Genomic DNA, 25,595 nt, shown 5'->3' on the forward strand with positions numbered 1-25,595 from the left:
CCCCGTAGGGTGCTTTTATGGCTTATTTTGTAAAGCGCTTAGGCATCAATATCCGCATTCAATGCATTTTCTTCAATGAATGCACGACGTGGCTCCACATCATCACCCATCAAACAAGAGAACATACGATCGGCTTCAATCGCATCCTGAATGGTAACTTGCAACATGTTGCGGTTTTCAGGATCCATGGTGGTTTCCCAAAGCTGGTCCGCATTCATCTCACCCAAGCCTTTATAGCGTTGAATCATCATGCCACGACGGGAATCAGACAAAATATGCTGCCATACCTGATGGAAGCTAGTGACTGCAATTTTGCGATCACCTTTTTGCAGGTAAGCACCGTCTTCAAGCAGCGTGAACCAGCTCTTAGAGTTCTTCAACAAACGTGCATATTCACCAGAACCCAATAAGCCTGCATCTAATAAATAGCTGTGTGGCAGATTGTGTACATAGATGGTGATACGAGGCAAGTAAGTCTCTATTTTTTGACCATCTACTAGTTCTTTTTCAAACGTTTCTAAGCTTAACTCTGGACGCAAGCTCGGTTGAATCTCTGCCACAGCACTGCGCACTTGTTCAGCCCACTGCTCGACATAAGCTCGGTCGTGGTTTTGATCAAGTTTAAAGCCTTCAACTGAAATCAACGCATCTAAGACACTGGCAGGATAACGTACAGTTAAACGCTGTAAGCTCTTCTGAGACGTTTGATAGTCCGCAATCACATTCGCTAAAGCTTCACCACGGATTGCAGGTGCAGCATCGCTGATATGCAATTCAAGCTCATCAATCGCGTTTGAAATTAAATAGGTTTCAAGCGCATCATTATCTTTAAGATACTGCTCTTGTTTGCCTTTTTTCAGCTTATACAGTGGTGGCTGAGCAATATAAATATAACCACGTTCCACTAACTCTGGCATTTGACGGAAGAAGAAGGTCAACAATAAGGTACGAATATGCGAACCATCCACGTCAGCATCGGTCATGATGATGATTTTGTGATAACGCAATTTGTCTGGATTGTACTCTTCACGACCAATACCACAACCCAATGCCGTGATTAGCGTGCCGACTTCTTGAGATGAAATCATCTTGTCAAAACGCGCACGTTCCACGTTTAGGATTTTACCTTTCAACGGTAAAATCGCTTGCATCTTACGGTTACGGCCTTGTTTAGCTGAACCGCCAGCAGAGTCACCCTCGACCAGATACAATTCAGATAATGCAGGGTCTTTTTCTTGGCAATCTGCGAGCTTACCTGGTAAGCCTGCAATATCCAACGCACTTTTACGGCGTGTCATTTCACGCGCTTTACGCGCCGCATCACGGGCACGAGCCGCATCAATGATTTTGCCTGCAATCGATTTTGCAGCTTGCGGGTTTTCAAGCAAATATTCAGAGAATGATTTGTTCATTGCCTGTTCAACCGCAGGTTTCACTTCACTTGAAACCAACTTTTCTTTAGTTTGTGAAGAGAATTTCGGATCAGGCACTTTCACTGAAACAATCGCAGTTAAACCTTCACGTGCATCATCACCAGAAACCGCTACTTTCTCTTTTTTGAGTAAGTTTTCGTTTTCCATGTAGCTGTTTAGACCACGCGTTAATGCCGCACGGAAACCCGCTAAATGCGTTCCACCATCTTTTTGTGGAATGTTGTTGGTAAAGCAACGTACATTTTCTTGATAGGTATCATTCCACTGCAACGCCACTTCAACACCAATGCCATTTTCAGCCTGTACGGTGAAATGGAAAATGTCATTCAGATGGGTTTTGCCTTGGTTAATATATTTCACAAACTCAGACAGACCGCCTTCGTAGTCAAACACATGTTCTGCATGAATACGCTCGTCACGCAAAACAATGCGCACGCCCGCGTTTAAGAAAGACAATTCACGTAAACGACGTGCCAAAATATCGACATTGAAAATGGTTTGGCTAAAAGTTTCAGCACTTGGCCAAAAACGGACAGTTGTCCCTGTGGTATCCGTATCCCCCACAACAGTCAATGGGTAAACAGGATCACCGTGTTTATATTCTTGTTGATGAATATGACCTGCACGATGAATCGTCAGTTCCAACTTACGTGACAAGGCATTCACTACAGATACGCCTACACCATGTAGACCACCTGAAACCTTGTAGCTATTGTCATCAAACTTACCACCTGCGTGCAGAATGGTTAAAATCACTTCTGCGGCAGAAACCCCTTCTTCAGGGTGAATATCGGTCGGAATACCGCGCCCATTGTCCGATACGCTTACAGATTCATCTTCGTGAATCGTCACCAAAATTTCATCACAGTGACCTGCAAGCGCCTCATCGATCGCATTATCCACCACCTCAAACACCATATGGTGTAAGCCCGAACCATCATCCGTATCGCCAATATACATACCCGGACGTTTACGTACTGCGTCCAATCCACGTAATACTTTGATACTAGAGGAATCATAAGCTTTTTCTGTGGTTTGTTCCGTTTGAGAAGCAGCTTGTTGATCTTCTGAACTCATGGTTTCTCCCTAGCGAAAAATAGGTCTATCCCGTGATGGGTAAAATCTAAAATCATTGTGCGACAACTTGAACTTGACCGTTTTCAACACAGAATAATTGATAAGAAATAGATAAATCATGTAAGTGATTTTTGACTGATTCATACTCTAAAGTGGTAATAAAAACTTGACTACCCAGTTGGCTCAATCGCTCAATTAAACGTTGTTGTGCTGTTAAATCTAATTCTGCTGTCAGATCATCTAATAATACCACAGTTTCCTTATTACAAGCATGTAGCATTGCAATCTGTGACAGTTTTAAGGCTATGATTAACAGCTTTTTTTGTCCACGTGACAGCACGACATCGGCATCGCCAAGGCTTGTTTTTAAACGCAAATCTGCCTTGTGTGGACCATACTCGGTATATCGCCGTTCAAGGTCTTTTTGATGATGACTTTGCAGGTCATTCAGTAACCCTAACTCGGTATGAAAGCCAGGGCTATATTCTAACTGAACCTCGATATCTGGCAGCAGGTGTTTTAAATCTTGCTCAAAAAAGCCCTTCCACTGCTCCACAATGCTGACGCGCTGCGAATGCAGCATTTCCCCATAATCACCAAGCATTTTGTTCCACGGCTCCAAATCTGCCAGACTTAGATTCCGTCGTGTTTTCAGTAAACTATTACGCTGTTTTAATGCCCGTGAATAATATTGCCATGCATGATAAAACTCAGGTTCCACGTGGAACATCAGCCAATCTAATAGTTGCCGTCTAGGCTTGGCACCATGATCAATAATATCGGTACTTTGCGGATCAATCAGTTGCAAAGGAAGAATTTTAGCCAACTGACCTTGAGTGGCAATGTTGTCGCCATTGACCTTGATGAGCTGTTCACCAGACAACAGCTTTTGCATCCCTATTTTTTCAGAACTGGATTGGGCAAAGACAATCGCGTCTTGGGTGTCGGTTTGAATATAGTGTTTCGGAATATGGGTCCGAAAGGAACGCCCAGTCGCCAACAGATGAATGGCTTCTAAAATTGAGGTTTTACCTGAACCATTTTGTCCATAAAAAACATTAAACGGTTGCAATCCATGGAGAGCAACCGTTCTGAGATTTCGAACACGTTCGATGTTTAAACGCGTGATTTGCATGCCTGAACCTAGGGCTTAAACACGCATTGGCATGACCACATAGGTCTGATCTTGGTGGGCTGGGTCTTGCACCAGAACCGATTGATTTGCTTCAGTCATCGTCATTGAAACATCATCACCATCCAATGCACCTAAGACTTCCAAGATGTATTGGGCATTAAAAGACATTTCCATTGGCGCATTATTGTATTGAATCGCCAAATCTTCTACAGCTTCATCTTGCTCTGGGTTATTGGCACGTAGCTGCAAAGTGTCTGCGGCAAAGTTTAAGAACACACCACGTAGTTTTTCATTACTTAAAATCGAAACACGTTGTAAAGATTGCTTAAAGACATCATGTGCAATTAACACATTTTTATCCCCACCACGTGGAATCACACGACGATAATCAGGGAATTTACCGTCAATCAGTTTAGTGGTGAAACGAACCGTTGTATCCCCTTGTTCTTTGTCACGGCTGGCAATAGAAATGGTCACATTCAATAGTTCACGACCAATCAACAACGCCAATTGTTCATCTTCAATGCTCAATAAACGCTGTAGTTCACCCACCGCTTTACGTGGAACAATCGCTTGAATCAATTGAGTGGCATTTGAGCTAGCAACAGTTTCACACAGAGCTAAGCGGTGGCCGTCTGTGGTCACTGCACGCAGTTGATTATTATCAATTTCAAGCAAGGTTCCCGTGAGATAAAAACGCACATCCTGCACAGCCATAGCAAATGCAGTTTTTTCAAATAGGCGCTTTAATTCACGCTGTGTCACCGCAACTTGCGTGCCTTGCGTGTTCTCTGTGGTCAATAACGGGTAATCTTCAGCCGGTAAAGTCCCCAACACAAAACGGCTATTACCAGACTTTAAAATACAACGTTGATCTTCAGTAATTTGTAAGTCTATCAGTGCAGCAGTCGGTAAAGATTTACAAATATCCATCAACTTACGTGCAGGAACCGTGGTTTCACCCGCTTGTAAACACGCCCCTTCTGCAAGAGGGGTACTTGCAACCAATTCGACTTCTAAGTCTGAACCTGTGATCGTCAACGACGCTTGGCTTACTTGTACTTTAACATTTGAGAGAATATTTAAAGTATGGCGACGTTCAACCGCTCCTACGACATGTGATAGAACATTAAGTAAGCTTTCTTTCGCGATTTTTAAACGCACGATACATTCCTCGAAAAACTGAAGATAAAATAATAAATAAATGTGTTTTTAGCAGTGTACTATGCGGCAGAACATGCCGCATTGCAAGAATAGAATTTGAGCAATTTTGCTTAACTTTGCAGCAAACGTTGCAAGTTTTTATAGTCCTCATTGAAGATCGGATCTTCATCGCGCAGACTTAAAACTTTTTCACAAGCATGCATGACGGTACTGTGATCTCGGCCGCCAAAAGCCATACCAATTTCAGGGAAACTATCTCCCGTTAGCTCACGTGCCAAACCCATTGCCAATTGGCGCGGACGAGCATAAATACGGGTACGTTTAGGCCCAACCAACTCTTTGAGTGGGATTCTAAAGTACTCACTCACCACACGTTGAATATTTTCAGTACTGATGGTTCGTGCACGAATGGCCAAGACGTCTTTTAATGACTCACGCACAACATCCAAATCAATAGCTGTACCCTTAAAACGTGAAATGGCCACCACTTTATTCAGTGCACCTTCCAATTCACGTACGTTTGCAACCACTTGTTGCGCAATAAATAACGCACAGTTTCTCGGTAATTCCACATCATTGCTTTCTGCTTTTTTCAGCAAAATTTCAATACGGGTTTCAATATCAGGTGGCTCAACCCCAACCGACAAGCCCCAAGAGAAACGTGAAACCAAACGTGGATCCAATTCCGTTAATTCTTTTGGATAGCGATCTGAAGTCAGAATAATTTGCTTAGATTCGTCTAAAAGTGCGTTAAAAGTATAGAAAAACTCAACTAAACTCGCCTCTTTACCCGCCAGCAAATGAATATCATCGACCAACAATAGATCTAAAGATCGGCAATTTTTCTTAAATTCTTCCACTTTGCCTTGTTGTAAAGAACTAACAAAATCTTGAACAAAGCTTTCTGCCGTCATATACATGACACGTGCATTCGGTTTGGCTTGCAACAAGGCATTGCCCACTGCTTGCATTAAGTGTGTTTTACCTAAACCGGTGGGGCCATATAAAAATAAGGGATTGTGCTGAGAAGCACCTAACTGAGTTAAAACTTTACGACACGTTTCAGCAGCCATTTGGTTTGAACGACCTTCCACAAAAAGTGAAAAGGAAAATAAAGGATTTAACTGACGTTTACGGCTGTTTTTAGAATTCCCTTCTTCTTTTTCTTTTTTCGGACGTACAACAGGTGCTGGAGCAGACTCTAAAGCTGCCGTCGTCGTTGCAGGTTGCTCACTCGCAGATAAAATTGCACCTGGACGTGAATCGACTAAAATTTCAACTTTACGTACACGCCCTTCAGAGAGCTGCTCCACTAAAATTGTAATCAGCTCTAGGTGATGTTCTTGAATGTAACGTGTCCAATAGGGATTTGGAGCATAAAGACGTAATGTGTCATTTAACTCTTCTGCAACTAAAGGGCGTATCCACATTGTAAAGACATTCCCAGAGAGCTCTTGTCGCAAGCGAGTTAAGCAGTCCGTCCAAAGCATGTGAAACCCCTATTCATTCCATCGATAATTAATAAAAACACCAAGTACCCACCGAAGCGGGTCGCCATTCTAACTAAGTTATCCACATCTGTCATGGAAAATTCTGCAAATATTGCTCAAAAAGCCTGCTTATGAAAATAAATTTAAATTCAAATATTGGTGTGGATAAGTTTATCCGCAAACTGTGGATAGAATATAGCACAAAGTTATCCACAAACTATTAATTTTATAAAAACAATCTTATCCACACCATATTTTATTGTTTTATAATTAAAAAATCGTCATTTCCACAGAAAAAGACCGCCCTAATAGTAATAAATTTAAATTTATAAATTTGAATTTATTTATAAGAGACCTGTTTTCTGGGGATAACTGGAGATCCAAAATGAATTTAAATTTAAAAACATGCACAGCAAGTGAATTTAAAGACTTGTGGATAATTGTGTGGGTAATCTTGTTGGTAACTTATATCACTTTAATAAACAATAATCTAGGTTGTGTATAAGAAAAAAGTGCAGTTGTTTAAATGTTTTCGAGAAAAGAGCAAGTTCAAGCTGCTGTTACAAATAAAAAGGCTTAATTTCACAAGAAAATCGGTTTTCCATTGACAGCTCAAGCAATGAACACTAAACTCGCGAACCTTCATTGAATGATCATTTTTGGAGTTTCGATATGAAACGTACATTCCAACCATCTGAATTAAAGCGTAAGCGCGTTCATGGTTTCCGTGCTCGTATGGCTACTAAAGCTGGTCGCCAAGTATTAGCTCGTCGTCGTGCAAAAGGTCGTCACAGCTTAACTGTTTAATCAATAGTTAACGCTTAAACGATTTTGGGTGTTATGACTACACTTTATGGCTTCAGCACAGAGGTTCGTATTCGCTGTGCTGCCGATTATAAAAGTGTCTTCGATGGTGCGCTTTTTAAAGTGCATCAGCCCCATTTCTTATTTCTAGCAAAACTGACCGAACAACCTCAAAGTCGTTTGGGTATTGTTGTTGCTAAAAAGAAAGTGCGTCGTGCACACGAAAGAAATAGAGTAAAACGTTTGGCTCGCGAAAGTTTTCGCTTGCATCAACAGCAATTAACTTTAGATATTGTGGTTATGCCTAAAATGGGGATAGAAACAGTGCCTAATGCAGAGTTGCACCAGCAATTACAATTTGCTTGGCAAAAATTACAACGTCTTGCCAAAAAGCATCAAAAAATAGCTCCCTCCCTGCAAAAGTAGAGATGGCCAATGGTCCGGTTACTGCATTGGTTAATTCGATTTTATCAAATTGCGATTAGTCCTTTACTTGGGCCGCGTTGTCGTTATATCCCTACATGTTCTCAATATTCATTGGAAGCAGTCCATACACATGGTGCTGTGCGTGGTGTGTGGTTGGCTACTAAACGTATTTGCCGTTGTCATCCTTGGGGTGGATCGGGGTATGACCCTGTTCCAAACAAAAGGATTCGTTTTATCTCTTTTCAGCAAATAGATTCTCAAAAGCATCTGGTTGCTGTACCCTTTCGTGATTGTTTCTTGAACCAAAATCACTCTAACCACTTGGGGTAATCGATATGCAACAATGGGCCAGGTTTGCCATTCTCGGGGCCATGTTTGTTGTCGCTTATTTGCTCATTTTGGCTTGGCAAAAAGATTATGGACATGCTGAAACTCAGCCACAGCCACAACAGGCTGCAGCAGTTTCACATGAAGTATCTGCAGATTTGCCAAATGCTCAAACGGCTTCAGCAGCGTCTGATATGCCACAAGCAAATATCGCGACTCAGCAACCAGCTACAGAAGCAAAAGCATCTGTAAATCAACAGCTTATTTCAGTACAAACTGACCTTTATCATCTTTGGATTAATCCTAAAGGTGGTGATATTGTTCGTATTGAATTGTTAAACCATGACAAGAGCAAAGACAGTAACGAAGCATTTGTCATGCTTGAAAGTGATGCAAAACGTACTTATGTGGCGCAGTCTGGTTTAATTGGTCTTAATGGTCCAGACAGTAACCGTAGCGGTCGTCCAATGTATGAGATTGAAAAATCTGCTTATACATTGAATGATGCCAAAGCGGTTCAAACTGAAGATGGAAAAAGCATCAAAGTGTTAACTGTACCGATGGTACTGAAAACAGCTGATGGTGTGGAAATCATTAAAACCTTTACCTTTAAGCAAGGTGAATATCCTGTTGTTGTGAACCATAAAGTGGTGAACCGCAGTGGTCAAAACTGGCAGGGTCAAATGTTTGGTCAACTCAAACGTGACAACTCTGATGATCCAGGCAAATCGGATCAAGGTATTTTCACGCTGGGCACTTTCTTAGGTGGTGCTTGGGGTTCGCCTGAAGAACATTATAACAAGCTTAAATTTGCTAACTTCAATGAAGAAAAATTGAATGTTGAAGCGAAAGGCGGCTGGGTTGCTATGGTTCAGCACTACTTTGTGAGTGCTTGGATTCCTGGTGACTTAAAATTGACGCAAGCCAATGGTCAACCTTATGTCGCGAAATTAGAGTCGCGTAAGTCAACGGATGATATGAATATCATTGGTTTTACTTCACCGACGATTACTGTACCTGCTGGTACAGTGGCTGAGATTGACGCGACCTTCTATTCAGGTCCTAAAGTTCAATCTGAGTTAAAAGAGCTTGCAACAGGGTTAAACCAAACTGTTGATTATGGTTGGTTATGGCCAATTGCGAAATTATTGTTCTTGGGTCTTGAGTTCTTCCACGGTTTAGTGGGCAACTGGGGCTGGGCAATTATTTTGTTAACGGTCTTGGTGAAACTGATTCTTTGGCCATTGTCGTCTAAGAGCTATCGCTCAATGGCGAAAATGCGTGTCATTGCACCTGAAATGCAGCGTATGAAAGAAGAGTTCGGTGAAGACCGCATGCGCTTCTCTCAAGAAATGATGGCACTGTATAAACGTGAACAAGTCAATCCGCTTGCGGGTTGTTTGCCATTGTTATTACAAATGCCAATCTTCCTTGCGTTGTACTGGGTGTTGATGGAGTCAGTTGAGCTTCGTCATGCGCCATGGTTACTTTGGATTCAAGATTTGTCAGCGATGGATCCGTGGTTTATTTTACCGCTGTTAATGGGCGCAACAATGTTCATTCAGCAGTCTTTAAATCCCCAACCTGCTGATCCAATGCAAGCGAAAGTTTTCAAAATCATGCCGATTGTTTTCACAGTCTTTATGTTGTTCTTCCCTGCGGGTCTCGTGTTGTACTGGATTGTCAACAACAGTATCACGATTATTCAGCAGACCTTGATCAACAAATCTGTTGAAAAAGACCGCTTGAATAAGGAAAGTGCGTCGAGTTAATCGAGGCAACTTTTCGCGAAAAGCTGAATAAATCCGCTTAAGATGGTAATCTTAGGCGGATTTTTCATTGTGTGACTTTATAAGATTTTAGGTGAATGTTATGTACAACCGAACCACGATTGCTGCCATTGCAACACCACCTGGGCGTGGTGGTGTGGGGGTCATTCGCCTATCTGGTCCCAAGTCTTATGAGATTGCACAGGCCTTGACCCAAAAAGACTTACCGAAAGCGCGTTTTGCTGGTTTTCGCCAGTTTTATGATGCATCTGGCGAAGTGATGGATGAGGGCTTAGCGCTTTGTTTTCCGAACCCGAACTCGTTTACTGGTGAAGATGTGGTTGAGTTGCAAGGTCACGGTGGCCCTGTCATTCAAAATGCTTTACTGGGGCGTTTGTTGGAGCTCGGTGCGATTGCAGCAAAAGCCGGTGAGTTTTCCATGCGTGCTTTTGAAAATGGCAAACTGGATTTGGTACAGGCTGAAGCGATTGCTGACTTAATTGATGCGACGTCTCAAGCCGCTGCACGTTCTGCGGTACGTTCATTACAAGGTGCATTTTCAACTAAAGTAAATCGCGTGTTGGAGCAATTGATTCATCTACGTTTGCATGTGGAAGCTGCGATTGACTTTCCTGAAGAAGAAATTGATTTTCTCGCGGACGGGAAAATTTTAAATCTTTTAGATGGCGTTACGTCTGCTGTGAACCAAGTGCAACAATCGGCTCGTCAAGGACAGTTGCTGCGTGAAGGTTTACAAGTGGTAATTGCAGGAAAACCGAATGCGGGTAAGTCATCACTGCTCAATGCATTAGCGGGCATTGAACGTGCCATTGTGACGGATATTGCAGGTACTACACGAGATGTCTTACATGAAAAAATTACCCTGAATGGTTTACCCATTACCTTAACCGATACTGCGGGTTTACGTGAAACCGGCGATATTGTAGAAAAAGAAGGGATTCGTCGTGCCATTAAAGAAATTGAGCAAGCCGACCTGTTACTTTTAGTCTATGACTTAAGCCAAGGCGAAGACCCACTCAAACTGGCGCAAGAATATTTTGCTGAGCATATTGAACCGAAACGTTTAATGCTGATTGGTAATAAGTGTGATTTGATGGAAACAACATCGCATATCGAAGATTTTAATGGCTTCCGTCATATTATGGTTTCGGCAAAGCAAGAAACTGGCGTTCAAGCACTCATAGAAGCGATTACAGCGCATGCAGGCTTCCAGCCTGAAGAAGATACCTTTATTGCGCGTACACGCCATTTAGACGCAATGAAACGCACTCAGCTTTACCTTGCTGAAGCGCGTGAACAATTGGTGGTGTATAACGCGGGCGAGTTGGTCGCAGAGTCGCTACGTTTGGCGCAAAATGCCCTTGGTGAAATTACAGGGGATTTTAGTGCGGATGATTTGCTTGGGAAAATTTTTGGATCATTCTGTATTGGAAAGTAATGCCGACATTTAGCATCGTGCCTATTTAGGAAGATGGATATAAAAAAGCACTCAGTTTTAAAGGCTGGGTGCTTTTTTATACATAGGATGGCTAGTGCTGCTATTCAGCTTCTCTTTGGCACAAAAGTTTATGAGATTCCTATGCTGTAAGAAGCCAATCAAAAGGTAATTCGGCGGTAATCTCGATATTCGGGTTTCCATACATGTGCCTCAATGGCTTTTTGCAAGCTAGCTTCATCCATCAATGGGGCAACCCCTTCCCGTATCGCGGCAAGCCCTACCTGCAAGGCGATAATTTTAGAGATGTCCTGAATGGCGTCAATACTTGGCAGTAAATCATGGTCTGGGTTTTTCAGCATGGGTGAACAGCTGGCTAGTGCATTACTCGCGGCCATTAGCATTCGGTCGGTCACGCTTTGCGCACCTGCGGCAATGACACCTAGACCAACCCCAGGAAAAATATAAGCATTATTGCACTGAGCAATGGGGTAAATATGGCCTTGATGATGTACTGGTGCAAATGGACTGCCTGTTGCGATTAAGGCTTTACCCTCTGTCCATTGAATAATATCTGCGGGGAGCGCTTCGACCTGAGAGGTGGGATTGGACAAGGGAAAGACGATCGGGCGCTCGCAGTTTTCAGCCAGTGTGCGAATAATCTCTTCACTAAATAAGCCAGTTTGTCCTGAAACTCCGATTAATACTGTGGGTTTGGCATGTTGAATGACTTCGAGCAGAGAAATCTCTGGCGCTACATTTGCCCATGTCTCAATGGCACGCAAAGGCTGAGCCAACTTCCTTTGAAAATCGAGTAAGTTGGGCTGCTGTTCAGTCATTAAACCAAAGCGATCTACCAAATAAAGACGTGAGCGTGCAGCAAGGTCGCTGAGCCCTTCAATTTTCATTTGTGCAATAATTTGTTCCGCAATACCACAGCCTGCTGAACCTGCACCTAAAATAACAATCGTTTGATCTTTTACCTGCTTTTTCACCACATGAGATGCTGCAATCAGGCTAGCTAACGCCACAGCCGCCGTACCTTGAATATCATCATTAAAACAACAGATTTGTTCACGGTAGGTAGTTAGTAAAGGCATGGCATTTTGTTGAGCAAAATCTTCAAACTGAATCAGGGCTTTCGGCCAGCGTCGTTGAATGGCACGAATCACATCATCGATAAATTGATTGTATTCATCGCCACTAATACGGGGGTGGTTCCAACCCAAATACAGCGGATCGTTGCGTAACTGTTGGTTATTGGTCCCAACATCCAGCGTAATAGGCAAAGTATAGGCTGGACTGATGCCGCCACAGGCGGTATAAAGCGACAGTTTACCAATGGGAATCCCCATGCCGCCAATGCCTTGATCCCCAAGACCTAAGATCCGCTCTCCATCGGTCATCACGATAACTTTGACATTTTTGCGGTTCACGTTGTGTAGAATTTCATCAATATGCGCGCGATCTGGGTAGGAAATAAAAATGCCACGATGTCGGCGATAAATATCGGAAAAACGTTGGCAGGCCTCACCCACAGTTGGGGTGTAAATGATCGGCATCATTTCACTTAAGTGATGTTTGAGCAGATGGTAAAACAGAGTTTCGTTGGTATCTTGGATATTGCGTAAATAGATATGTTTGTTGATGTCATCATTAAAAGATAAATACTGCTGATAGGAGCGGCGACTTTGTTCCTCAATGGTTTCGATCACGTGTGGAATTAGGCCGTGTAAATTGAAGGTATTGCGTTCTTGTATTGAAAATGCAGCTCCTTTATTCAACAACGGCAGTTCTAAAAGTGAATGAGCTGCATAGGGAATATAGAGCGGTTTTTTTATGGTTACATGATCCATCATGAGGCTGATCTCGTTACATCGATTGCAATGTCCGTATTCTGCTGAAAGAAGTATGGATTAAACGTCGAGACGTTGTGGTGAATAGGGACACAAGTGAAGAGAAATGCCTGATTTGGCTGTGATGTGTCTGACCAAATGCAGGCTTAGAGTTAAAATAAAGAGAGATAGACAACACCAAACAGGATCGTTTGAGGTGCTGTCTGTAATGCACTATTTAATAAAACTCAGTTCTTTACTAATCCGATCCAGCACTGGTTTCTTTTTGGCTTGGAACTGGGTTTTATTTTGCTGAATAAGATTATTGCCATGGGTATCAATCGAGATGATCAGCGGGCCAAATACCTTGACGCGGTTAATCCATAAAGTTTCAGGCATCCCGAGGTCTTGCCATTCAGCGCCTTCAATTTCCTCGACTTGAGTGGCTGCCAGTACCGCACATCCTCCAGGGAAAATCGCATGGACTGCTTTGTGCTCCTGACAGCCTGCGACAGTCTCAGGGCCCATGCCACCTTTACCCACAATCAGTTTCACCCCAGTTTGTTTGATAAATTCGCGTTCAAATTTTTCCATACGCATACTGGTGGTGGGCCCAATGGAGACCATTTCAAAACCGCCATCATCCTTTTTACGCACGATTGGGCCGGCATGGAAAATCGCACCGCCTTCTAAATTCACGGGAAGTTGTCGACCTTGTTCAATTAAGCGGCGATGTGCCACATCACGACAAGTAACTAAACGTCCAGTTAGATATACCACGTCACCAATTTTAAGATCGGCTAAGTCTTCATCACGTAATGGGGTGGTCAGTACTTTTTTCATAGCACAACTCCTTCGTGTGACAGAATTTCATAAGACATATCAGGGTTAATTTTAATTTTGCCACGGCGGTGTGCCCAGCAACCAGTGTTGACTGCCACGCCAATGGTGGATGGGTGACGAGCCGAAGACTCAATATTGACGCCCATGACGCTGTTATTGCCTGTTAAGCCCTGTGGGCCAATGCCAATTTCATTCAAGCCTTGTTCCAGCAAGTCTTCCATCAGTGCAGCACGGGGGTTATCACTTCTTGAGTCTACAGGGCGCATAATGGCCAGTTTGGACAAGCGTGCAGCGGTTTCAACTGAAGTGGACACCCCGACACCGACCAGTAACGGCGGGCAAGCATTCACACCACGCTCGGTAATCACATCCATCACGAACTCAGCTACACCTTCATAGCCTTGACCTGGCATCAAAACTTTAGCTGCACCTGGCAAGGTACACCCGCCGCCTGCCATATACACATCGATGGTACAGGTATCCTGTTCAGGGACGATGCGCCAGTCTAGCCACGGAATTTGAGTGCCCGTATTGGTGCCTGTGTTTTTCTCATCAAAGGTTTCAACTGCATTGTGGCGCAAGGGGCCTGTACGGGTCGCCTCTTCGGTCGCTTCACGTAAAATTTCCTGCAATTCGCCCAACAGTGGGAAATGTGCACCCGCTTCAACAAAATATTGAATCACGCCGGTGTCTTGGCAGCTGGGACGGTTTAGTCGATCTGCTGCTTCTTGGTTTTCATCCATTGAGTCATAAATTGATTTGGCTAATGGGTTGGTTTCCAAGGTTTTCAGCTCAATCAGTTTGCTTTTGACATCTTTGGGTAAACGTTTGCCAATGTAGGCTGTAAATTTGGCCATGGTGTCCGTGAGGGACTGTACGGCAAGTTCTTTGTCCATGGGAGGCTCCTTGTAAAGCTTTCAATACGCTCGAATATCGAATAAGGTAAAAATGAAGATCATGAATTACTCAATTCAGCCGAATTGGCTTTGTTTTTTTGAGTAAAACTTAAAACGAGGGTCAGGACGGTGGATAAAATCAGCAGACCTGCGACGAAATACAAACCGCCTGCAAAGCTCCCAGTTTGGTCTTTAACCCAACCGATCATGGCTGGACCCGCAAAGCCACCTAAGTTCCCAATCGAGTTAATGGTTGCGATGCCTGTCGCTGCGGCGGCGCCCGATAGAAACATGGTTGGCATGCTCCACAGTGGCGGTTTAGAGCAACTGATGCCGACGTTGACAATGGTTAATGCGGCAATCAGGCCAAACATACTGCCAGTACTGGCTGCAATCGCGAGCCCCACAGCTGCGGTTAAACAAGCCAAAGCCACATGCCATGTGCGCTCATTGGTTTTGTCGGAGTGGCGTGACCACAAAATCATGGCAACCACAGAGATAATAGGAGGAATAGCGTTCAATAGACCGACGGTCATTGAGCTGACACCCAGTTCCTTAATGATTTGAGGTGCCCAAATGCCAAGGGTATACAACCCCGCGGAGGTACCGAAATAAATGAGTGCCAGAGCAAGCACGCGTGGATTGGCGAGTCCGCGTAAAATACTGTGCTGCTGTTGCCCTCCTTTATTGGCATCTTCGGCTTGCATGGTTTTAACCAACCATTCTCGCTCATCGGGTTTTAACCACGCGGCTTTTTCAGGTCGATCTGTCATGTAGAAAAACACTACGGCGCCTAGGATCACCGCAGGAATGGCTTCAATCAGGAACATCCATTGCCAACCGGCTAAGCCCATGATGCCGTGCATTTCCAGTAATGCTGCTGAAATAGGAGAACCAATCGCCGTGGCTATAGGGGCGGCAGCCATAAATAAGGCAATTACCCCTGCTCGGTTTCGTGCAGGGAACCAGTAGCTTAAATACAAAATAATGCCGGGGAAAAAGCCTGCTTCGGCGACACCCAGTAAAAATCGCATCACATAAAAGCTGGTTGAGCTTTCGACAAAGGCCATCCCGCCAGCAATAATGCCCCAAGTCACCATGACCCGTGCAATCCAAATGCGAGCGCCAACTTTGTGCAAAATAATGTTGGAGGGAACTTCAAAGAGGAAATAGCCCAAAAAGAAAATTCCTGCACCAAAACCGAGAATCGAAGCGGTAAAGCCCAAATCTTCTTTCATGGTAATGGCAGCAAAACCAATATTGACCCGATCAATATAGGCAATTAAATATAAAATCATGATAAACGGCACAATACGCCAAGTGATTTTGCGTAGCGTCCGTTTCTCGATATCCATGTCCATGGTTTATCTCCATATCAGTAGCGATTACCTCCCGATTGGGTTGAAGTCACACCGCAATCGAGTTTGGTGAAACAGCTCCCCGTTTGTGCACCGTTGTCCTTACACGGTGGACTTTATGACTCACTCAAGTTTCCTTGCTTGGGTGAGATATGTTGTTTGGGGGGTAACGTGATAGGGATATTAGAGACTTTGCAAAACCGATGAATCGATATAAAGTTAAATCACTCTTGCAAAAAACTGAATAATCATGAGCTCAGATACCGAATTAGCATTTTTTTGTTTACTAATAAAACAGGGCAGTCTGGTTGCAACAGCGCGTGAGTTGAATTTAACGCCCCCTGCCGTGTCCCGACGTCTGACACAAATGGAAGAGCGTTTAGGGGTTCGGTTGTTGAATCGGACCACCAGACGTATCAGTTTGACCAATGAAGGCGAAATTTATTTTGAGAATGCTTCGCGAATCTTGAAAGAAATTGAAGAAATGGAACAGCAAGTGGCGCGGAGTCGCACCACGCCTAAGGGCTTGCTGCGGGTCAATGCCCCGTTTGGTTTTGGTCGAACCTACATTGCTCCTGCGATTTCAGACTTTGCGCGAAAATTTCCAGATATTGAAGTCCAGTTACATCTGACCGATCGTCCGATTCATCTGCCGAATGATGCGATTGATGTCTCGATTCACTTTGGACAGGTACCGGACTCACGACTAATTGCGAAAAAAATTGCGGCCAATCGACGGCTTCTATGTGCTTCTCCGCGTTATTTGGCACACGCTGGGGCACCACTTACGCCACGCGAACTGACCCTGCACCAATGCATTGTGTTAAGACAAAACGATGCGGCATATGCCAACTGGCGTTTAACTCAAGGGGATAAGGAAGAGACAGTTAAAGTGCATGGAAAATTGAGTAGCAATGATGGCCAAGTCACCATTGGTTGGGCACTCGATGGTCATGGTATTTTAATGCGAGCTGAATGGGACGTGGCCAAGTATTTAAAAAGTGGTCGTTTAGTTCAAGTCTTGCAGGACTATGAGACGCCCCCTGCCGATATCTATGCGATTTATATGGATCGGCTCGAGCACTCACCAAGAGTGTCCTATTTTTTAGAACATCTAAGCCAGTATTTAAATGAACATACGGACTTAGCCCATGCCAACAAGAAAAGAACCTAAGTTATAGCAAGGATCGACTGAAAAATGGCATCTGAAGAACGATCTAAATCCAAATGATTTTGACTTCGCTCTTTCTATGCAGAAGCTAGACGTATACTACGCTTATGTGCAAACCACAGATAAAAACACAATAAAGCGATGGCAATGCAAAAGCTAATGACTCCGAAACTTAATCCAAAGTGATCTGCCAAATAACCCACAGCTACAATGGGCACAATCGTACCCAAATAACCAATAAAAAGATAAGTCGACATCACTGCAGCACGATTCTCTAAGCTGGTCATGGCATGAATGAGACCAAAGGAACCAATCAAGGTCAGGCCATGTCCGACACCAACGAGAAAATCACTGATAAAGAAAAATGCACTCAGTTGAAATAGCATACACAGCGCCAAAATGCCTAAGCTTGCAATCAAGGTGATTAAGCCATAGTTGAGACACTTATAAGCGGGAATGCTTCTGGCAAAATACTGCACCACGGCAGAGATAATGAGAATACTGGTAATGGCTGAACCGCTGATGAGGGGGCCGTGCCACGGCAAAATATCCCGCACAAATGAAGGAGATAAGGATGCAAATAAGCTAAATGCGGCAAAGGCACTAAATGCGGTAAATCCAACGATCAAAAACAACTGATGATATTGCACTTCTGGTCGGAGTAGCTTTGGGGCGATACTAAAGGGCTGTGCGGTAAATGTAGGAGACTCAACCCAAAATAAACCAAAGAAACACAGTACAGCGCCAAGAATAACGGGTAGATAAGGACTAACCAACGGATATTCTGAAAATTGAGCTATCAGGCCACCAATCAGCGGGCCTAAGCCAAAGCCTACTGCGGTAATAATCGAACTGAGTTGTGGTGCAATCTGTTGATGGCTTTTGGGCACGGTATACATCAGTCCCAGTAAGGCCGAAGTGGTCATCAAACCAGATGCAATACCAATAATAAAGCGCCCCAAAGATAAAATGAGAGCATCAGAAGCATAAGCGGAAATCACCAACCCGATGCTAATAAACACCAACCCTACTTGTAAGGTGCGTAAATAGCCAATGCTATTACTGGTCCGGCCGAGAAACAGTAAAGTAGCGAGACAACCAAACATATAAGCCACAAAAATATAGGTGATCTGACTCGGCACCAGATGCCATAAGGCTTGATACAGCGGGTAAAGTGGACTGGCTAAGGCAGTCCCCATGGTTCCCATCATTAAGGCGAGGCTGACCATACAAAATGGACGCCAAGAAGTGGTTGTTGTCATGCAAATGCCATGCGGCTCTCTCGGTCAAAACAAGAATATTTTGATGCCCAAGAGAAAAAGGATAGAGAGCAACAGTGTATCGGTTTGTGGAAAAAATGGTCAACTAAAAACTTGAAAAAGAACGCAATGAAACTTAGCCATAGCGTTTCAGCAGTTTTAAGAACTCAGCCAGCTCTTCTTCATTGACCTGTTCAGCTTGTGCTAATACATGATGGCGTAAGTGTGCTTCAACCAGTTCATTCATCAGTCCATTGACCGCACCTTTAATAGCAGCGACTTGCTGTAAAACGTCGATACAACTGGCATCGGGATGTGTGATCGAGAGTTCAACGGCGTTGACCTGTCCTTGTAAGCGTTTCACACGGTTTAAAATTTTTTTATCTTCATGCAAATGACTCAACACATTGCTCCAAAAATAAATATACTAAGGGGGAGTATATTGGTGAATGATTTTAAATGCAAAATACCCCATCACGTCAGCATACGCATCATTTTGATGACGGTAATCCACTGGCACAAAAACGGATTTTAATGGCAACCATTTTAACGGCAGTCATGATGTTATTAGAAGTGATTGGTGGATGGATTTTCCAATCAATGGCTTTGTTGGCGGATGGTTGGCATATGAGTTCGCATATGTTAGCACTGGGTTTGGCTTATTTTGCCTATCGTGCTGCGCGGCATTATGCCCATGATCAGCGCTTTAGTTTCGGTACATGGAAAATTGAAATTCTTGCAGGTTACAGCAGCGCTATTTTGTTGATGGTGGTGGCGGGTTTTATGGCTTTTCACTCGATTCAGCGTCTATTCTCGCCTGTACAAATTCATTATAACGAAGCGATTCCAATTGCGATTTTAGGCTTATTGGTGAATTTAATCTGTGCATGGTTGCTGCATGATGGTCACCATCACCATCACCATCACCATCACCATCACCATCACCATCACCATCACCATCATGATCATGCATCAGAAGTACATAGCCATCATCATGATTTAAATCAGAAAGCTGCATTTATGCATGTAGTGGCAGACGCCGTGACTTCTATTTTCGCGATTATCGCACTGATTTTTGGTAAATATTTGGGCTGGGATTTTCTCGATGCTGCCCTTGGGATCGTGGGGTCAATACTGGTGGCTAAATGGGCATTGAGCTTAATGCAAGAAACGGGAAGAACCTTGTTAGATGCTGAAATGGATCATCATGTGGTGGATGAAATTCGAGAGGTGGTGGCAGAACTACCGCAGACGACCTTGACCGATTTACATGTGTGGAAAGTAGGCAAAGGCAAGTTTTCCTGCATTTTGGCTTTAGAAACGACGGTAGACTTAACTGCGGATCGCGTGCGGGAAATACTCTCGATTCATGAGGAAATTGTTCATGTCTCGGTGGAAATTAATAGTACGGCTCTAACTGTTCCACGTGAAACTTTGGCCAGTTCATAAGCAAGGCGTGTTGGGTTTCGGTAAAGCCGTGGAAAAAATGATTCAATGCTTGAATAATACGCTCTACACTAGCGCCGTGGTTCTCCGATTGAAAGAGCAAAAAGTGATGATAAAAAAACTGGGTTTGGCACTACTCACAAGTGCAATTGCAAGCATGAGTATGGCCAGCGTAGAAAGTGTTCAAGCCAACTTAAAAAAGAATTATCCAAATATTAATGTTCAAAATATTCAAAAAACAGAAATGTCGGGCATTTATAGCGGATCTTTAGATGGCGAAATTGTGTATTTAGGCGAAGCGGCTGAGCATGTGATTGCTGGTTCGATGGTGCGCTTAAAAGATCAGAAAAATTTAAGTGCTGCCTTATATGTGCAACAGAATTCGCTCGATTGGAACAAGCTGCCGCTAAAAGATGCCATTAAAAGCGTTAAAGGCAACGGCAAACGCCAATTGGCGATTTTTTCAGACCCAAACTGTCCTTACTGTAAGCAGTTAGAGGCTGAGCTGAATAAACTAAATGATGTGACCATCTACACCTTTATTTATGCTATTAAGGCGCAATCGATTGCACCGTCGAAACAAGTGTTTTGTGAAGCAGACCCTGCCCTCGCATGGAAAAATTTGATTGCGAAAGGGATTCAGCCGACATCGAAAAAACCGTGTGCCAATCCAATTGAGCGCAACATTGAACTCGGTCGTAGTCTAGGTTTACAAGGGACGCCTGTGGTTATTTTCTCAAATGGCTTTAAAGTGAATGGCGCTGTGCCTTCAACCACTATTGAAAATATGTGGCGTGAACTGGGCTTATAAGAGTTCAAAGATACAGATAAAAAGCACCTGAAACGGTGCTTTTTTTAATGGCTGAGTTTAGGTTTTTTTGGTGACCATGTTGTAGATGAATAAAATAACAATGGCTCCAATAACTGACGCAATAAAGCCTGCCGCAGAACCTTCACTATAGAGACCGAGTAAACGACCACCATAAGTGGCTAAGAGAGAACCTGCAATCCCCAGTAAAGTGGTGACAATAAATCCCGCTTTGTCATCGCCAGGATGGATAGCACGTGCGATGAGACCTGCAATAAAACCAATCACGATTGCAACAATAAGTGACCACATGAGCCAGCTCCTTTTTTATCATGTCTTTGTTTTTACATCATGTGCAAAAATATCATCGGGCATAATGCGACTGTGCAGTAGAGCGAATCTGCTAAAAACTGTATGTTTTATGTACTTAGCTAACAGTAAAAATAAAAAAAGTGGCCTTCGGCCACTCTTTTGTCGATTGATCTTAAAGACCAATTTCACCAATAAATGGCAAATGACGGTACTTTTGGTCGTAGTCTAAGCCATAACCCACAATGAATCGATCTTCGACATTAAAGCCTAAAAACTTCACATCAAGTTCAATTTCACGGCGTGAAGGTTTGCTGACTAAGGTGCACAGTTCAATTGAGTTGGGAGAGCGTGTTTCTAAAATTTCGAGTACTTTGCTCAAGGTGTTGCCTGAGTCGATGATGTCTTCAATGACCAAAACATCTTTACCGCGAATTTCACCGTCTAAATCTTTTAAAATTTTTACATCACGTGAAGATACCGTACCGCCACCGTAGCTCGAAACCGTCATGAAGTCGAGTTCATGGGGTTTTGAAATGGTACGACATAAGTCTGCCATGAAAATGACTGAACCACGTAATAAACCAATCAGTACGAGTTCCTTATCACTGTTTGCATAATGCGCATCGATTTGTGCACCAAGCTCTTTTACTTTCGCTTGAATCTCTTCAGTAGAAATCATTACGCTCATTTGAACGGTCATGGGTAGATACCTAAAAATTAAAAAAAATCAAAAATAAAAAAGGCGTTGACCTGCAACACCTCTATATATGTATTAATTTTAATATATCTCTAAACGAGATGCACCCCCTTTTGCCCGCTGGAAATGTAATCATTTCATTGCAGGCGGGATGCAGCTTGGTTTAGAGGCGAAAATCAAAGTTGTTTCAAAACTCGATTAGCTGCTTAAATTTTCGCTATTTGCTACTTAGTTTTGCACATAGGCTTTCTGACCAAAAATATAAGTCGCATGAATATTACGGTCATCACCCATAGTCATTAGGGCAAATAACGCATCTTCAATCCCTTTTGCACGTTGTTGACGTAATGCTTGCAACGCAGTTGCTTTGAGATCGAGCACCACAAAGTCGGCTTCTTTGCCCAAATTAAAGTTACCGAGTTTATCATCCAAGCTCAGAGCTTTGGCACCGCCCAGCGTAGCGTGGTAGAGCGACTCAAATGCGGACAGTTTATCGCCCTGAAGCTGCTGCACTTTATAAGCTTCATTGAGGGTTTGTAGTTGGTTAAAAGAGGTTCCTGCACCAATGTCTGTACCCAGCCCAACTTTTACCTGTTTTTCCCAAGTCTTATTCAATGGAAATAAACCACTGCCTAAAAATAGGTTGGAAGTCGGACAGAAAGCAATGGCTGAATCCGTCTGGTGCATGCAGTCCCACTCAGCATCTTCTAAGTGCACGCAGTGGGCAAAGACTGAATGCGAACCGGTTAAGCCAAAGTGATGATAGACATCGAGATAACCTTGCTGTTCAGGGAATAAGTCTTTTACCCAAGCGATTTCATTTTTATTTTCACTTAAATGCGTATGCACATATACATCTGGGTATTCAGCTTTGAGCTGGCCTGCTTTAGCCAATTGCTCTGGTGTTGAGGTTGGAGCAAAGCGTGGCGTAATCGCATACAGGTTACGACCCTTGCCATGCCATTTCTCAATCAGTGCCTTAGAGTCTGCATAAGCACTGTCAGGCGTGTCGCACAGGTCTTCAGGTGCATGACGGTCCATCATAACTTTACCTGCGATCAGACGCATCTGGTGCTGCCCTGCTGCTTCAAATAGTGCATCTACCGATTCGGTATGCACAGTACAGAAGACTAAGGCTGTGGTGGTGCCATTTTTCAGCAGTTCTTGCACAAAGAATTGGGCAATCTGGTCGGCATAGGCTTTATCGGAAAATTGTAATTCGGTTGGGAAGGTATAGGTATTGAGCCATTCGAGTAGCTGTTCACCATAGGCCCCCACCATTTCTGTTTGTGGAAAATGAATATGGGTGTCGATAAAACCCGGCACAATCAATTGTTCAGGATAGTGCTGAACCTCGACGCCAACAGGAAGGTGCTGTTGCCCCTCCTGCCAAGATCCAAACCATTGGATTTTGCCATTTTGGCTAATCAGTAAACCATCTTCTACGTAACGCACTTGGTCGTGAATTTCACGCGCTTGGGCAACCGTATTCTGAATATCTAGGAAGCGACCGCGAACCGCCGTCGTTGCAACTACAGAAGACATTTTAAACCTGCGTTTTGACTTTTTTTCGATTGATTGTACCGTAAACTGGATTTTTTTCACGGCTATTTACTGAAGTTTTTATTTGGGTTGTGAACACTAGATTTTAAATGAAAGACTGGAGCAGTATTTTCTAAAAAATTGAACTGTTTTAAGGCCAGACATGTACCTGTGCCATCGATAAGATCATGATTTTTTATGCAATGCATAAGCACAAGCTTTGAGCTTAAATGATTTAATATATTCGCAAAATTTTGTTGAGAAAGTCTTTATCTTTAAATGCTGAGTCAGTACAGTGTCGACATTGATAAAATAAGAGACAATGATCGGCATGTATTTTTGGAATACCAAAGCATTAGCACATGAATTATCTAGCAATACCCTCGATAAAAAGCATTATAAAAATTATTACTTAGTCACCGCCTTATTGGTTTCAGTGGTGTATTACTACGGCATGTATTCACCCTATGGTGATGTCCGTGTGATTGGCGTTGAGGGACTTCTGACTTTATTGATTATGTTTATCGGGATTCAAAGTGCTTATAAAGCCAATGGTGGTGATGAGGGTGAGCATTTCTTAGGTCGAATTACAGCGTTGTCTTTTCCCATTTTGGTACAAACCACTGTGGCTGGTGTTGTATTTGGTGCAGTGTTATTGGGGCTTTATTTTGCTTTTAATCTAGAAGGCACAGCGTTTGATGATTGGTATGAATGGACTATTTCGCTGTTTACCATTTTCCTGCAAATCTTGTTTTTCACGCGTTTAGTGTCTTATATGAAGCGGGTTAAAGCGCATATCATTTAACCTTGAAAAAAATATTGTTTTCGAATGTATGCCTGTCAGTTTTAGAGTTGACAGGCATTTTCTTTTTCAATTTAAACTTTATTTGATACACGGAAGCGTCACCCGCAACCTACGTAGTGTTTGGAGTAGATTATTTTTGCAACACAAATTTTTTAATTATAGAAAGTGAATAGGTTTTGCGGAGGACAAATGCTTTCCTTACGAAGCTTCGCTTCTCATTTGGTGAAACAAAAGAATAATTGAGCTCCCAGTATCGAACTTAAAAAAGATAAGACTCCGTCACAAATAATCTAAAAGTGATGGTGCTCCTACTAAAACGCCTGAACAGACCCGCATTAATCTTTGGACATCTATTTTAAATAGGTGATTTAGAGCGCCACTTTATTCCACAAAATAATGCGCAGCAAAATGCGCATCATTGCCGATCACATCAAACACATCTTCACGCAGTGACATCCCCGCACATTCATCCCCGACCATCCAAAGTCCCAAGGTGGGCAGCATACCTTCATGCAACGGAGTTTTTACCCAGCGCTGCATGACATAACCATATTTGTCGTAGTCATCGAAGTAAAAACTACCTGAGGCTGCGCCGCAATCGACATTGTTTTGTAAGATATGAATATTTGCGCCTTCGCGCGCTAAGATGGGCTTACGTACCCATTTCCCTGCGTAGTGGGCGTGCGCATCATAAGCATGGGTTTCTAACAACAATGGATGATTCGGAAAGCGTTTCCATAGCTCGATCAATAGGGCTTTATTGGAGAGCAGCATTTTCCAACATGGTTCAATCCATTCGGTTTCATGTTTGAGAAACTGTGAAAAACTTTCTTCCCAAATCCATTCCCACGGATACAGCTTAAATAAATGCTGAATCTTTTGCTGATGCAAATCGACAAAGGCTGTGCCATTCCAACCGATGTTTTCCATTGACAGTTCGCTGACATTTAAGCCTGCCTGAAAAGCGGTATCCATGAGGTATTCTAAATTGCCCCAATCTTCACGACCTGCTTCTTGACAGGCTGCAAAATGGACACGGCTACGCGCAGGATAGAGCTGTTTCCAGCGCTCAATCAGCTTTTCATGAATGCTGTTGAACTGATCACGGTTTGCAATATTTTTGACTTGTTCAATCCAATGCCACTGTGCAACAGAGGCTTCGAGTAAACCCGTTGGCGTATCGGCATTGTATTCCAGCATTTTGATGGCTTGACCATCATAGGCAAAATCGAAACGGCCATACAGCATTGGCGCTTGGTTTTTCCATGAGTGCTCAATCAGAGGAATCGCTGCTGGGGGGATTTGAAAATATTCCGGATAATGACCGCGTTGAATCATATCCCCTGCCACTTCAAGGCACATCTGGTGTAATTCGTTCGAGGCATCTTCTAGCTGTTCAATTTGCTTGAGGCTAAACTCATAAGCCACCCCTTCTGACCAATACATTGAACCATCCCGCGACGGCAAGTTGTAGTAGTCAAAACCAATCTCTTGATGTGCCTGTTGCCAGTTTTCACGCTCAGGGAATAGAACTCGTTTCAT

General features: G+C 43.3%; 23 protein-coding genes. 9 read left to right on the plus strand and 14 right to left on the minus strand.

The window, feature by feature from the left end; genetic code table 11:
• Nucleotides 1-38: 38 nt before the first annotated feature.
• The 4 genes from gyrB to dnaA all read right to left on the minus strand — a co-directional run bounded on the left by gyrB (nt 39) and on the right by dnaA (nt 6,299).
• Nucleotides 39-2,510, minus strand: coding sequence for a DNA topoisomerase (ATP-hydrolyzing) subunit B (gene gyrB / locus JZ787_RS16820; RefSeq protein ID WP_346312919.1), 2,472 nt, complete (start codon nt 2,508-2,510; stop codon nt 39-41).
• Nucleotides 2,511-2,562: 52 nt separating this feature from the next.
• Nucleotides 2,563-3,645: a DNA replication/repair protein RecF gene (gene recF, locus JZ787_RS16825; RefSeq protein ID WP_078390109.1), complete on the minus strand. Its 1,083-nt coding sequence runs from the start codon at nt 3,643-3,645 to the stop codon at nt 2,563-2,565.
• A gap of 15 nt (nt 3,646-3,660) precedes the next feature.
• Nucleotides 3,661-4,809, minus strand: coding sequence for a DNA polymerase III subunit beta (gene dnaN, locus JZ787_RS16830; protein WP_159127930.1), 1,149 nt, complete (start codon nt 4,807-4,809; stop codon nt 3,661-3,663).
• 110 nt (nt 4,810-4,919) lie between these two features.
• A complete protein-coding gene (gene dnaA, locus JZ787_RS16835; protein ID WP_004697428.1) occupies nt 4,920-6,299 on the minus strand; it encodes a chromosomal replication initiator protein DnaA in 1,380 nt (459 codons plus the stop codon).
• A 672-nt stretch (nt 6,300-6,971) separates the two neighbouring features.
• Between dnaA and rpmH the strand changes: the two genes are divergently transcribed.
• The 5 genes from rpmH to mnmE all read left to right on the plus strand — a co-directional run bounded on the left by rpmH (nt 6,972) and on the right by mnmE (nt 11,084).
• Entirely contained in the window at nt 6,972-7,106 is a 135-nt protein-coding gene (rpmH, locus tag JZ787_RS16840; protein WP_000831329.1) for a 50S ribosomal protein L34, read from the plus strand.
• 33 nt (nt 7,107-7,139) lie between these two features.
• Nucleotides 7,140-7,529, plus strand: a complete 390-nt coding sequence (gene rnpA / locus JZ787_RS16845; protein WP_039890852.1) for a ribonuclease P protein component — start codon at nt 7,140-7,142, stop codon at nt 7,527-7,529.
• A gap of 9 nt (nt 7,530-7,538) precedes the next feature.
• Nucleotides 7,539-7,859, plus strand: coding sequence for a membrane protein insertion efficiency factor YidD (gene yidD, locus JZ787_RS16850; RefSeq protein ID WP_004977726.1), 321 nt, complete (start codon nt 7,539-7,541; stop codon nt 7,857-7,859).
• Nucleotides 7,860-7,864: 5 nt separating this feature from the next.
• Nucleotides 7,865-9,628 (plus strand): membrane protein insertase YidC, encoded by a 1,764-nt coding sequence (yidC, locus tag JZ787_RS16855; protein ID WP_004697434.1) that lies wholly within the window; start codon nt 7,865-7,867, stop codon nt 9,626-9,628.
• 100 nt (nt 9,629-9,728) lie between these two features.
• Nucleotides 9,729-11,084, plus strand: a complete 1,356-nt coding sequence (mnmE, locus tag JZ787_RS16860; RefSeq protein ID WP_234950931.1) for a tRNA uridine-5-carboxymethylaminomethyl(34) synthesis GTPase MnmE — start codon at nt 9,729-9,731, stop codon at nt 11,082-11,084.
• Between the two features lie 158 nt (nt 11,085-11,242).
• Here the strand turns inward: mnmE and JZ787_RS16865 are convergent, their stop codons facing one another.
• The 4 genes from JZ787_RS16865 to JZ787_RS16880 form a co-directional block, all read right to left on the minus strand.
• The gene (locus tag JZ787_RS16865) at nt 11,243-12,937 is read right to left on the minus strand and encodes an NAD-dependent malic enzyme (RefSeq protein ID WP_346312928.1); all 1,695 of its coding nucleotides are present in this window, start codon (nt 12,935-12,937) and stop codon (nt 11,243-11,245) included.
• A gap of 213 nt (nt 12,938-13,150) precedes the next feature.
• On the minus strand, nt 13,151-13,759 hold the full coding sequence (gene ttdB / locus JZ787_RS16870) for a L(+)-tartrate dehydratase subunit beta (protein ID WP_062031160.1): 609 nt from the start codon (nt 13,757-13,759) through the stop codon (nt 13,151-13,153).
• Nucleotides 13,756-14,655, minus strand: a complete 900-nt coding sequence (gene ttdA, locus JZ787_RS16875; RefSeq protein WP_062031161.1) for a L(+)-tartrate dehydratase subunit alpha — start codon at nt 14,653-14,655, stop codon at nt 13,756-13,758. The genes ttdB and ttdA overlap by 4 nt, the downstream gene beginning before the upstream one ends.
• 59 nt (nt 14,656-14,714) lie before the next feature.
• Entirely contained in the window at nt 14,715-16,016 is a 1,302-nt protein-coding gene (locus JZ787_RS16880) for an MFS transporter (RefSeq protein WP_346312920.1), read from the minus strand.
• A 247-nt stretch (nt 16,017-16,263) separates the two neighbouring features.
• On the opposite strand from JZ787_RS16880, the gene JZ787_RS16885 reads away from it, so the two are divergent.
• Nucleotides 16,264-17,187, plus strand: coding sequence for a LysR substrate-binding domain-containing protein (locus tag JZ787_RS16885; RefSeq protein ID WP_159126916.1), 924 nt, complete (start codon nt 16,264-16,266; stop codon nt 17,185-17,187).
• 74 nt (nt 17,188-17,261) lie between these two features.
• Here JZ787_RS16885 and JZ787_RS16890 read toward each other — a convergent pair whose 3' ends face one another.
• The gene (locus JZ787_RS16890) at nt 17,262-18,413 is read right to left on the minus strand and encodes an MFS transporter (protein WP_346312929.1); all 1,152 of its coding nucleotides are present in this window, start codon (nt 18,411-18,413) and stop codon (nt 17,262-17,264) included.
• 166 nt (nt 18,414-18,579) lie between these two features.
• Nucleotides 18,580-18,846: a metal/formaldehyde-sensitive transcriptional repressor gene (locus JZ787_RS16895; protein ID WP_004697473.1), complete on the minus strand. Its 267-nt coding sequence runs from the start codon at nt 18,844-18,846 to the stop codon at nt 18,580-18,582.
• Nucleotides 18,847-18,902: 56 nt separating this feature from the next.
• Between JZ787_RS16895 and dmeF the strand changes: the two genes are divergently transcribed.
• Nucleotides 18,903-19,892 carry a CDF family Co(II)/Ni(II) efflux transporter DmeF gene (gene dmeF / locus JZ787_RS16900; protein WP_346312921.1) on the plus strand — a complete coding sequence of 330 codons (990 nt, stop codon included), beginning with the start codon at nt 18,903-18,905 and terminating at the stop codon, nt 19,890-19,892.
• Nucleotides 19,893-19,998: 106 nt separating this feature from the next.
• A complete protein-coding gene (locus JZ787_RS16905) occupies nt 19,999-20,700 on the plus strand; it encodes a DsbC family protein (RefSeq protein ID WP_183174401.1) in 702 nt (233 codons plus the stop codon).
• A 57-nt stretch (nt 20,701-20,757) separates the two neighbouring features.
• On the opposite strand, the gene JZ787_RS16910 is transcribed toward JZ787_RS16905, so the two are convergent.
• The 3 genes from JZ787_RS16910 to guaD form a co-directional block, all read right to left on the minus strand.
• Complete coding sequence (locus JZ787_RS16910; RefSeq protein ID WP_159126918.1) at nt 20,758-21,009, minus strand: GlsB/YeaQ/YmgE family stress response membrane protein; 252 nt, start codon at nt 21,007-21,009, stop codon at nt 20,758-20,760.
• A gap of 172 nt (nt 21,010-21,181) precedes the next feature.
• Nucleotides 21,182-21,709: a hypoxanthine phosphoribosyltransferase gene (gene hpt, locus JZ787_RS16915; protein WP_004697480.1), complete on the minus strand. Its 528-nt coding sequence runs from the start codon at nt 21,707-21,709 to the stop codon at nt 21,182-21,184.
• A gap of 225 nt (nt 21,710-21,934) precedes the next feature.
• Entirely contained in the window at nt 21,935-23,251 is a 1,317-nt protein-coding gene (gene guaD / locus JZ787_RS16920; protein ID WP_062031172.1) for a guanine deaminase, read from the minus strand.
• A 328-nt stretch (nt 23,252-23,579) separates the two neighbouring features.
• Between guaD and JZ787_RS16925 the strand changes: the two genes are divergently transcribed.
• Complete coding sequence (locus tag JZ787_RS16925) at nt 23,580-24,053, plus strand: hypothetical protein (RefSeq protein ID WP_346312922.1); 474 nt, start codon at nt 23,580-23,582, stop codon at nt 24,051-24,053.
• Between the two features lie 381 nt (nt 24,054-24,434).
• Here the strand turns inward: JZ787_RS16925 and JZ787_RS16930 are convergent, their stop codons facing one another.
• The gene (locus tag JZ787_RS16930; protein ID WP_346312923.1) at nt 24,435-25,595 is read right to left on the minus strand and encodes a glutathionylspermidine synthase family protein; all 1,161 of its coding nucleotides are present in this window, start codon (nt 25,593-25,595) and stop codon (nt 24,435-24,437) included.

Origin of the sequence: Acinetobacter sp. BWR-L5, from assembly GCF_039655985.1 — a bacterium.
GTDB lineage: Bacteria > Pseudomonadota > Gammaproteobacteria > Pseudomonadales > Moraxellaceae > Acinetobacter > Acinetobacter johnsonii.